8 protein-coding genes, 1 tRNA gene and 1 pseudogene are annotated in these 10,477 nt (G+C 74.1%); 4 read left to right on the top strand and 6 right to left on the bottom strand.

Annotation, left to right across the window (positions count from 1 at the left end):
* Positions 1 to 795 (top strand): annotated as a pseudogene (locus MNZ29_RS22260) (hypothetical protein); the annotation flags it as partial.
* Positions 796 to 888: 93 nt separating this feature from the next.
* Here the strand turns inward: MNZ29_RS22260 and MNZ29_RS22255 are convergent.
* From MNZ29_RS22255 to MNZ29_RS22240, 4 genes are all read right to left on the bottom strand, one after another.
* Entirely contained in the window at positions 889 to 2,415 is a 1,527-nt protein-coding gene (locus tag MNZ29_RS22255; RefSeq protein WP_242356780.1) for a Glu/Leu/Phe/Val dehydrogenase, read from the bottom strand.
* Positions 2,416 to 2,846: 431 nt separating this feature from the next.
* On the bottom strand, positions 2,847 to 3,212 hold the full coding sequence (locus MNZ29_RS22250; protein ID WP_242356779.1) for a GIY-YIG nuclease family protein: 366 nt from the start codon (positions 3,210 to 3,212) through the stop codon (positions 2,847 to 2,849).
* An 11-nt stretch (positions 3,213 to 3,223) separates the two neighbouring features.
* Complete coding sequence (locus MNZ29_RS22245; RefSeq protein WP_242356782.1) at positions 3,224 to 3,853, bottom strand: DUF2239 family protein; 630 nt, start codon at positions 3,851 to 3,853, stop codon at positions 3,224 to 3,226.
* Between the two features lie 271 nt (positions 3,854 to 4,124).
* Positions 4,125 to 4,200: transfer RNA gene (locus tag MNZ29_RS22240), tRNA-Thr, on the bottom strand.
* A gap of 115 nt (positions 4,201 to 4,315) precedes the next feature.
* On the opposite strand from MNZ29_RS22240, the gene MNZ29_RS22235 reads away from it, so the two are divergent.
* Positions 4,316 to 4,633: a translation initiation factor IF-2 gene (locus MNZ29_RS22235; protein ID WP_242356777.1), complete on the top strand. Its 318-nt coding sequence runs from the start codon at positions 4,316 to 4,318 to the stop codon at positions 4,631 to 4,633.
* Between the two features lie 23 nt (positions 4,634 to 4,656).
* Here MNZ29_RS22235 and MNZ29_RS22230 read toward each other — a convergent pair whose 3' ends face one another.
* Both MNZ29_RS22230 and MNZ29_RS22225 read right to left on the bottom strand, forming a co-directional pair.
* On the bottom strand, positions 4,657 to 7,647 hold the full coding sequence (locus MNZ29_RS22230) for a BamA/TamA family outer membrane protein (protein ID WP_242356775.1): 2,991 nt from the start codon (positions 7,645 to 7,647) through the stop codon (positions 4,657 to 4,659).
* 9 nt (positions 7,648 to 7,656) lie between these two features.
* A complete protein-coding gene (locus tag MNZ29_RS22225; protein ID WP_242356773.1) occupies positions 7,657 to 8,643 on the bottom strand; it encodes an alpha/beta fold hydrolase in 987 nt (328 codons plus the stop codon).
* Positions 8,644 to 8,746: 103 nt separating this feature from the next.
* Here MNZ29_RS22225 and MNZ29_RS22220 point away from each other — a divergent pair, with 103 nt between their 5' ends.
* Both MNZ29_RS22220 and MNZ29_RS22215 read left to right on the top strand, forming a co-directional pair.
* Complete coding sequence (locus MNZ29_RS22220) at positions 8,747 to 9,781, top strand: cation diffusion facilitator family transporter (RefSeq protein ID WP_242340427.1); 1,035 nt, start codon at positions 8,747 to 8,749, stop codon at positions 9,779 to 9,781.
* Positions 9,782 to 9,840: 59 nt separating this feature from the next.
* Positions 9,841 to 10,477, top strand: a 637-nt coding sequence (locus MNZ29_RS22215; RefSeq protein ID WP_242356771.1) for a hypothetical protein, incomplete at its 3' end; no start/stop codon positions are given.

Below are 10,477 nucleotides of genomic sequence, written 5' to 3'. Positions count from 1 at the left end.
GGGGCAGGCGGCGCGCCGCGCGCGGCGGCGACGGGCCGGGGCGGCTGGCCGCTCCCGGGCCGGCTGGGCGCGCTCGTCGAGAAGGAGGCGAAGTACGTCCTCCGCCACCCGGTCGCGACGCTGCTCGCGCTCATCCTGCCGCCGTTCGCCGCGATCGTCGCGTGGAAGATCCCGCCCCGGCTGCCCGCCGGGTCCGGCGAGGTCGTGCGCGCGCTGCCGGTGCTGGGCTTCGCGCTCTACGCGCACATGGCGGCGCAGATCTTCTGGCTCAACGCCTTCGGCTGGGAGCGCGGCGGCGGCCGCGTCTGGTTCCTCGTCCCCGTCGCGCCGGCCGAGGTGCTCGTCGCGAAGAACCTCGCGGCCTACGGGCTCTCCGCCGCGCTCTTCGCGGCGGCCGCGGCCGCGGCGATCGCGGTCGGCGGTCCGCTGCCGGGCTGGGCGCTCCTCGCCGCGGTGGCGCTCCACGCCGGCATCGCCCCCTGGCTGCTCGCGGCGGGCAACTTCGTCTCGGTGCTGAACCCGCGCGCCGCCGCGAGCACCGTTCAGCGCGGCGGGTCGCTCTCCCCGCTCTCGTCGCTCGCGGGGATGGTCATCGTCTCCTGCGCCGCGGGCGCCTTCGCGGTCCCGGTGGTCTTCGCCGTCCGGCGCGACGCGCCCTGGCTGCTCGTCCTGGGCTGGACGGCGCTCGGGCTCGCCGGCGCGATCGCCTACCGCCTCGCGCTGCCCGCGGCCGCGCGGCTCCTCGCGCGGCGCCGGGAGCCGCTCCTCGACGCGATCGCGGGCGACGAGGACTGAACGGCCGCGCCCGGCGGGCCGGCCTCCGGGGAGGCTTGGCGCGACGCCGGGCGCGGGGTGAGGCGGGCCGCCGGAGGGCGACCTTCGGGGCCGCTACTGCGAGAAGCCCTCGATGAGGTAGTGCGCCTCCACGCGCTTCAGCGCGAGGACCATCGCGGCGGTGCGGACGTCGATCTCCTGCCCGACGCAGTAGGGGCGCGAGTCGTAGTGCGGCGTGCGCTGCGGGCGGTTCCGCGCGATGTCGCGGATGATCGCGTAGTTCTTCTTGATGGCCTGCTCCAGGCGGCGGTTCACGTCGCCCTCGGTCCAGTGCTCGAGCCGCTGGTTCTGCAGCCACTCGTAGTACGAGACGGTGACGCCGCCGGCGTTGCAGATGATGTCCGGGATGAGATCGATCTTCCGGCCCATCATCACGCGATCGCCGTCGCGGGTGGTGGGGCCGTTCGCGCCCTCCGCCACGAGCTTCACCTTGAGCCGCTCCGCGACGTCGCCCGTGATCTCCTCGCCGAGCGCGGCGGGGATGCAGATGTCGGCGTCGATGGACCAGAAGTCGTCCTTGGAGATCGCCGTCGCCCCCGGGAACCCCTCGACGGTGCGGCGGAGGTTCTCCTTGTTGCCGTGGACGTACTGGACCAGGGCCGCGACGTCGATCCCCTTGTCGTTGTGGATCGTCCCGTTGGCGTCGTTCACGGCGACGATCTTGGCGCCGTGCGCGGCGAGGATCTCCGCGGCCGAGGAGCCCACGTTGCCGAAGCCCTGTACGAGGATCCGCGCGCCCTTGAGATCGAAGCCGCGATCGCGCGCCCACTCCTCGATGCAGTACACGACGCCCTGGCCCGTGGCGCGGACGCGCCCCTCGGAGCCGCCGATGCGCACGTCCTTGCCGGTGACCACCCCGCGGAGCTTGTGGTGCTCGCGCTCACCGTCCGTGAACTGGCGCATCATGTACGCCATGATTTCCCCGTTCGTCCCGACGTCGGGCGCCGGGATGTCCACGAACGGGCCCATGAAGTTCTTGAACTTGTAGATGTAGCGGAGGGTGATGTGCTCGATCTCCTCGCGCGAGTAGTTGAAGGGGTCGAGCTTGATGCCGCCCTTCGCCCCGCCGAACGGGATCTCCGCGATCGCCGTCTTCCAGGTCATGTCGGCGGCGAGCATCTTGAAGAGGTCGAGCGAGACGTCCTTGTGGTAGCGGATGCCGCCCTTGTACGGACCGCGCACCTGGTTGTGCTGGATGCGGTAGGCCTTGAACTTCCGCGGGCCGCCCTTCTCGATCCGGAAGAGGCCCATCTTCGGGATGTTGATGACGCCCTGCCGCATGTGGATGTCGGAGCGGAGCAGCGCGCGGCGGTGCAGGATGAAGTTGCCGTTCGCGAGCGGCTCGAGCGCGTCGGCCGCCTTCATGTCCGAGGGCTGCAGGTCCTTGAACTTGGGCGCGTCCTCGGCGGAGAGGGGCACGAGCCGGTCGCGCAGCTCCGTGGTGACGTAGAAGATGTGCTCGAAGTCCGGCTCCTCCAGCTCCATCCGGACGCGGGGGTTCATCTGGATGAGATCCGCCGCCCGATGGAACGTCTCCATCGCCTCGTCGTAGAAGCTCTTCCTGCCGTTTCGACCGGCCATCGCTGTCGACCTCGGTTGGGGGGGACTCCGCGCTTCGCTAAGGAGGCGAAGCCGGGCGCATGCTAGCCCTCGTTCCGCTCGCGGTCAAAATCTGCGAGTTACCGCAATTCCTCAATATAATGGCGAGGTTGCCACGGCGCGAGCGCGCGGAAATCCGCGCCTCCGGGACCCCGCCTCGGGGGCTCTGCAGGCGGCGGCAATCTAACGCCGCCAAGAACGGGCCGACAGTCCAACGCGCGGCCCGGATAGGGGGCGCACGGGCGGGTGGTCCCCCGGTCCACGTGAGCCACGGAAGGGCTCTACGGGGAGGTGCGCCCACCCCGAAGATCGGACGCTTGCTTCACCCTCCAAAGCGCTGGAATTGCGCCGCGAACCGCCGCGTCGCCGGCCTCCGCCGTGCGAGCGTTCGGCGGGCTCCATCGCAGCCTGGGTCAGGTCGGTCCTGGTCCGGACGGGGTGTTGTAGCCGCGGTCGCCGTACGGCTGCAGCCGCTCCAGCCACGCCGCCTCGAGCTGCCGCACCGCGTCCCGGGGGTACACGAGGCCCTCGTCCTGCTCCTGCAGCACCTCGAGGACCTCGAAGACGAACGCGTCGGGGCCGAGCGCGCTCACGTCCGCGCGGAGCCGCGCGTTCCTGTGCACTCCGCGCGCGAGCTCCATCCGCCTGCCGTTGAGCGTCTTCAGGTTCAACGTGCTCTCGACCAGGATCATCCCCGTCCGGACGTTCCTGATCTGGTACACGCCGGCCTCGGGCCTCGTCTCGCGCGCCGCGCGCTTCAGCTCCGCTCTCCGATCCATCGGGTCTCTCCTCAGCGGCCGCGAGGCTTCGCGGTGGGCTCGTCCGGAGGCGGACGCTCGAGCCGGGCCGCTTCTTCCCACAGCGCCAGCAGGTGGGTGCGGACGTCCTTCGGCCAGGACCGGACCAGCGCCCGGAGCCGCCTCGTCTCCCCGGCGTACAGCGCGCGCGAGGCCTCCTCGAAGCCGGCGAGATCGCCAGCCATCGCCCACATGAACCGGCCTGCGGCCTCGCGGGCCCGCCGCGCGCGCTCCCGGTCCGGCTCGCGCTTCCTCGCCTCGTCCACCAGCCGCCGGAGCGCCGCAGAGGCCCCGCTCGGCTGCTGCTCCAGCCACTCCCAGTGACGGGGCAGGAGCGACACCTCGCGGCTCACCACCCCCAGCCTCGGCCGGCCCGGCCCCACCCGCGGCGGCGGCTCCGCGCGCGCGACGACCTGCTCCGGCGTGCCCCGCATGTCGAAGTCGATCTGCCGGCCCGTCGCGTCCGCGAACACCAGCACCGAGCCCCCGCCGGCGTCGTGGTGCGCCTTCACCGCGAGCAATACGTCGCGCCTCGCGCCCGACGCGAGGCGCCGGGCGCCCGCGAACGCCGTGTACCTGTCCTCGTCCGCCAAGTCGCGTCCCCAGAGCCGCCGGTATTTCACCCGGGTCAAACTCGGGAGAGACCTACCGCGGAGCGCGCCCGCCCGTCAATAACACCCGGGTAAAAACGCGAGGAGCGGGACCGCCGCTCACGACTGGCGGGCGGCGGCGCCCGAGCTCGGGGAGGGCGAGCGCCGTCGCTCTTCTTTGCAGCCGATGGGCCGGGCGTTCCCAGCCGGGCGGCATCGACGGCACGAGGAGGTACTCGCGGAGGGGTTCCAGTGGCCCAAAAGGAAACGGGCGCTCGACCGTGAGGCCAAGCGCCCGCGAAACTGGAGCCGACACCCAGACTTGAACTGGGGACCTACTGATTACGAATCAGTTGCTCTACCGACTGAGCTATGTCGGCGCTCTTCCGTCGAAACGGGCGCGTTGTTTAGCACCGCCCGGAGCGCCCTGCAAGGGCGGAGTCGCGGAGTCGGGCGTCGCTCGCGCCCATGACGCTCCGCGCCTAGCTTCAGGGCATGAGGAAGAACCGTCCTGGCTCGGCGAAGAGCGCCATGGGGCAGCAGGAGGCGGCGTTCCGCCGCGCCGCGCCCGGCAAGCAGTTCATCGGCGGCGAGAGCGCCCGCCAGAGCAAGGCCGCCCGCCAGGCGGAGCGGCGCAAGGTCGAGCGCATGGCCGAGGTGGACTCGGCGACGCGGACCGCCGAGGAGCTCGGCACGCCCATCTCGGCCATCCTGGCGGAGCTCGTCCAGGACACGACGCGGCTCGCGCGCACGCTCGTCCTCGCGCCGTTCCGCATCGCCCAGGCGTTCGTGCGGCGGCCCCGGACGGCCTGACCCGACGACGCCCCACGACCCGGTCAGAAGGACGCTCCCAGGATCACGTAGGGTGAGACCTCGTCGGGCCCGAGCCAGGCGTCCGCGGCCCGCCACCCGCCGAAGGGCGCGCCCATCGCGCGGGCGAGCCCGAGCCGCAGGTCGGTGCGGAGGAAGTAGCCCAGGACGAGCTCGAGGCGGAGCTCCGCGCCGACGCCGAGCCGGAGCGCCTCGCCCGAGAGCCGGTTGCCCGCGAGGATCGGCTCGCCGGGCCGGTCGAACGTCTCGCCTAGATCGGCGAACAGGGCGCCGTGCACCCGCCGCAGGAACAGCGGCCAGGTGCCGTGGCCGAGCCGGGGATTGCCGAGCGGGAAGCGCAGCTCCCCGTTCGCGAGGACGTACCCCGTCCCCTCGAACGACCCGACCGCATAGCCGCGCAGCGCATCCGGCGGCGAGCCCGTGAGCCCGAGCGCCGCCCCGAGGGCGATCGAGAGCACGTCCGGCTGCGAGACGCCTCCCAGCTCGAACGGCGCGCTCCCCCCCAGCGTGCCGCGCGCGAGGCCGCCGGAGAGCCTGAGCGCGAGCACCGTCCGCGCGAGCCCCGGGACGCGCAGGTACTGCTCCACGGAGCCGCGAGCACGCGCGAGGTCGTAGTCGCTTCCGGTCCCCGGCCCGGCGTAGCGAAGCGAGAGCGAGGCGCTCCGCCCCTCCTCGGGCGAGATGGAGCGGACGAAGCGCCGCGCGTCGGAGTAGGAGAGCCGGAGCGAGAGGTCCGAGAGGAAGCCGTCGCGGAACGGGTAGGGCAGGCGCGGATCCGGGCCGGGCTCGCCCGCGAGCGTGTCGTAGCGGGTTCCGCTCCAGCCGAGCCTCAGCGCGGTGACGCGGGCGAGCCGCGTGAACGTGAAGGTCGCTCCCGCGTCGGCGAGCGTCCACACGGACAGGAGCCGGTCGCCCGGGTCGGGAGAGCTGCCCACGAAGCGCGACGAGGAGAGATCGAGCCGCGGCCAGGACCAGGCGCCCTGGTAGGCGAGGGCGTAGCCGGGCTCGCGCGAGGAGGTGCTCCAGAACGCCTGCGCCGCCCAGGCGTGGCGGAAGAGCACGTCGACGCCGCCCGTGATCGCGCCGACCACCGTCCCCGACGCGTCGCCGGAGAGGAAGGGAAGCCAGAAGGTCGGGCCGAGCGTGTCGAGCGCGCGGTAGGGGCGGGAGGGGAGCGGGGCGGGATCGTCCGCCGCGGGCGCGGGCGCCGTCCGGGTCGCCGTCGCGGTCGCGGTCGGGGTCTGGTCCCACGCCGCCGCCGGCGCGGGCGGGGCGGGGAAGGGCGGCATGAAGCTGCCGGGATCGAGCGGGATCGTGGCGACGTCGTAGCCCGCGCGCGAGTACAGGAGGAACGCGATCGTCTTCCCGTCGGGCGAGACGTCCGGCTGGAACGCTCCGGTCTCGACGTTCGTTACTTGCGAGATCTCGCCGGTCGCCGCCTCCCACGCGTACAGGTTGTAGAGCCCGCCGCGATCCGAGTCGAAGAGCACGAACCGTCCGTCCGGCGTCCAGGCCGGGGACGTGTCGAGCGCGCCGTCGTCGGCGAGGCGCGTGACGCGCCCGTCCTCCCACAGGGCGAGATCGCGACGCCCGCCCTCCTGGAGCGTGAACGCGATGCGCCGGCCGTCCGGGGAGACGCGGGGCTCGTACACCTCCGCGCCGCGGTGCGAGAAGAGCACCTCGCGGGCGCCGAGCCGGCCGGCGGCGTCGAGCGGGCGCCGCACGAGCGCGAGCACCCCCGGGCCGGAGCGCTGGACGTAGACCAGGAACGCGCCGCCCGGCGCGAGATCCGGATCGGTCGCGCGCTCGCCGCGGGTGAGCGCCCGGGTGCGTCCGGTGCGGAGGTCCACGCGGCGGAGGTCGTCGTAGACGCGGAACTCGCGGTGGACCTCGCCGATCGCGGCGATCGCCTCGCCCGGTGTGCGGAGCGCGAACGTGCCGTTCGCGTCCACGGTCGCGGCGCGGCCGAGGTCCTCGCCCTCCGGCGAGACGCGGAACAGCCCGGGGCGGCCGTCGAGCGGGCGCCGCCAGTACGCGACGAACGAGCCGTCCGGGCTCCAGCGCGGGTTCTCCGCGCGCCCGCCCCGCGCCGTGAGCCGGCGCGCCGCGGTGACGGGCCGCTCGCGCACCGCCGTCACCACCTCCTCGCCGCGCCCGCGCTCGGCCTCCGCGTACTCGGCCCAGAGCTCCGGGAAGGACCGGCCGCCGAAGTACGGCCTCGCCACCCAGGACGGCGCGTACGGCCAGAGCTGCGCGCCCTGCCGGCCGAGGTAGCCCGCGATCGCGGCGTCCCCGTAGCGCTCCTCGAGGAACCGCATGAAGCGCCCGCCGAGGAGGTACGGCGCGGTCCCGACCGGCCACTCGAGCAGCGGGTTCGAGGCTTCGTCGAGCGGCGGGAACCCCGGCGGCTCGAGGGCGAGCGCGCGCGCGTACATCTCGTGGATGGCGCTCGCGTTGCGCCCGCTCGCGGGATCGCCGTTCGACTCGTGCAGCACCGCGAGCCCCTCGGTCATCCACGCCGGGACGAGCCCGTTCGGCGCGAACAGCTTGCCGAAGATCCGGTTCGCGGCCCCCGGGATGCCGCCGACGTGGTCGAGGTGGAGGATGTGGACGTACTCGTGGAAGACCAGGCTCTCGAGCCAGTCGCGGTAGTCGTTCAGCTCCGAGAGCGACGGCGGCGGCACCGCGTAGAGGCGGATCGTGTCGTAGGGGAGCGGCGTCGCCGAGCCGTTCGCGTCGTCCACGTCGTCGGAGAGGACGATCTCGGTGCGGCGCGGCGCGTACCCAAGCACGGGGGTGAGCGCGGCGTGCGCGCGCTCCGCGACGACCGCGACGTCCTGGGCGAGCGGCTCCTCGCCCTGGTGGAAGTGGATCCGGAAGTGCGCCGTGTCGATCGTGCGCCAGCGATAGGCCGGATCGTACGGCTGCGCGGCGGCGGGCCGGGGCGCCGCGGCGAGCGCCCCGAGCAGCGCGACGGCGAGGAGCGCGCGGCGCAAGGGTCGCATCTAGCGGGCGCGCGGCTTCTGCGCGCGCGGGGTGCGGCGCCTGGGCGACGGCTCCGCACCGGTCCGGCGGCGGGGCTTCTTCGGGGCGCCGGTCGCTGCGCCGCCGCGCCCGGCACGGCGGACGGGGGCCCGCTCGCCGAGGAACGCGAGCGTCCGCTCCGCGACGAGCTCGGGCTCCTCGAGCGGCGCGACGTGCGTGCCGCCCGGCACGACGACGAGCTCGCTGCCCGGCACGGCGCGGTGGATCGCCTCCGACAGGCGCATGGGCGTGAACGAGTCGCGCTCGCCCGCCACGACGAGGGTCGGGGCGGCGACGTTCGGCAGGTGCGAGCTCGCGTCGTGCTCGGCGGCGGAGGAGAGCAGCCGGACGAACAGGGTGGGATCGACCTCGGCGAGCTCGTCGAGGTAGCGGACGAGGTCGGCGCGGCGCACGCGGGTGCCGTCCACCTCGAAGGTCATCGCGTAGCCGAGGGCGAGGTCGGTCGGGACGATCGTCCGGAAGGCGAGCCGCGCGACGTCCGGGTACCGCAGGACGAGCTGCTTCGCGTAGGGGAACGCGTAGCGGAGCACCGCCGAGTCGTGGAAGGTGTCGAGCAGGTTCCCCGGGGCGCCGCACAGGAGGACGAGCGCCGCGACCCGCTCCGGGTGGCGGCGCTGGAGCTCGAGGGCGACCTGCACGCCCATGGAGTGGCCGGCGAGCACGGCGCGCTCCTCGCCCGCCGCGTCGAGCACCGCGACGAGGTCCGACACGCAGTCGTCCATCGTCATGCGCTCGGGATCCTCGGGGGCGGCGCTGCGCCCGTGCGCCCGGTAGTTCCAGTGGAGCACGCGCCGCTCGCGGGCGAGCGCGGGCTCGAGCGCCCGCCAGACGTAGCCGGCGCAGCCGATCCCGTCCGTGAGGACCACCGGAGGTCCGCCCGCGCCCGTGCTCGTCCAGTGCAGACGGGTGCCGTCCTGGCCCGTCGCGAGATGCTCGGTCTTCTCCATGGACCTCCGCCGGACCGGCGCCGCGCCGCGCGAGAGCCTCGCGCCCCGGGTGCCCGTCCGTGGCTCCATGGCGTAGACTGAGGGACGCGGAGGTTCAAGCGGAATGTCGCACGGCCACTCCCACGGCCACGGAGCGCACGAGCACCGGCACCCGGGGCCGAACGACGAGCCGCGCGCCGGGCACGAGGGCGGGCACGCGCCCGGCCATCCGGCGCACGAGCACGATCACGGGCCGCACGCGCACGGCATGGGAGGTCACCACGCCGGCGCGAGCGTGCGCCGCCTCGGCGCGTCGATGGCGATCACCGGCGGCGTGATGGTCGCCGAGGCGATCGGCGGGTGGCTCTCGGGCTCCCTGGCGCTCCTCTCCGACGCCGCCCACATGCTCACCGACGCCGGCGCGCTCGGGCTCGCGCTCGTCGCGGCGTTCCTCGCCACCCGCCGCGCGGACGACAAGCGCACCTTCGGCTACCGCCGCGCGGAGGTGCTCGCGGCGCAGATCAACGTCGGCGCGCTGGTCCTCCTCTCCGCCTGGATCGTCTGGGAGGCGGTCCAGCGCCTGCAGGAGCCGCACGGCCCGATCGACCTCCGCCTCATGGCGATCATCGCCTCGATCGGCCTCGCCGCGAACCTCGCCATCCTGTGGTTCCTCCACGGGGAGCACACGCTCAACGCGCGCGCCGCGTTCCTGCACGTGCTCTCGGACACCGTCTCCTCCGTGGCCATCCTCCTCGGCGCGGGCGCGATGGCGCTCCACCCGGAGCTGCGCTGGCTCGACCCGGTGCTGTCCCTCGCGATCTCCGCGCTCATCGTGTGGGGCGCGCTCCGGCTCATCCTCGAGATCACCGACATCCTGATGGAGGGCGTGCCGCGGCACCTCGACGTCTCCGCCGTCACGCGCCAGATGGAGTCGGCGGCGGGGGTGTCCGCCGTCCACGACCTCCACATCTGGACGATCTCCTCGGGCCTCTACGCGCTCTCCGCGCACCTCGTCGTCCGCGCCGAGTCGATGGGCCGCAACGACGACATCCTGAACGAGGTGAAGCGCGGGCTCCGCCGCTCGTTCGGGATCGATCACACGACCCTCCAGATCGAGTCGGTCGAGTACGAGCACCTCCACGACGTGCACACGCACTGACGGCGCTCCCTCCGAGGGCGTGCCCGCGGGCCCGGCCGGACGCGTGCTATACCGTGCGGGTGATCTCGCGCCTGTCCGCGTTCCGGCCCGCGCGCACCGTCCAGCGCCTGCCCCCGCGCAGCGCAGCGTGCCCGCTCTCCTTCCGCGATCTGCTCGCGCCCGCGGCGGAGCTGGGCCTCGTCCTGCCGCTCGTCCGCGCGCCCTCGGCGGCGGTCGCGCGCGGCGCCCTCGTCGCGGCGAAGGCGCTCGGGAGCGCCCTCGGGCTCGCGCTGCCGCGCGGCGGCCGCCCCGAGCGCTGGTTCGCCGAGGTCACCGCCGCCGCGGACGAGGTCGCCGGCGGGCTGCCGCTCCTGCTCGCGGGCGAGGTGAGGGTCGCGGGGGAGGGTGCGCTCGACGTGGAGCGCGCCGTCTCCGAGACCTGGGCGCTCGTGGACGCGGGGCTCACGCACGTGTCGATCGACGGCAAGGCTGTCTCCGCGCCCGAGCGCGGCCGCGTCCTCGCCGAGGTGGCCGCCCCCGCCGTCGAGCGCGGGCTCGGCGTCGACTGGGTCCTGCCGCTCGAGGACGCGTCCGGCGGCGCGCCGCGGGCGATCGCCGGGCTGCAGGCGCTCGCGCGCCGGGGCTTCCGCCCGGACCTCGCGGCGGTGCGCTGCCCGGCGCCGGCGGACGAGGGCGAGGCGCGGGCCCAGGCGGACG

This window comes from Anaeromyxobacter sp. SG64, from assembly GCF_022690745.1.
GTDB lineage: Bacteria > Myxococcota > Myxococcia > Myxococcales > Anaeromyxobacteraceae > Anaeromyxobacter > Anaeromyxobacter soli.
The sequence above is the reverse complement of the archived record's forward strand: the minus strand, read 5'-3'. Positions and strand labels throughout refer to the sequence as shown.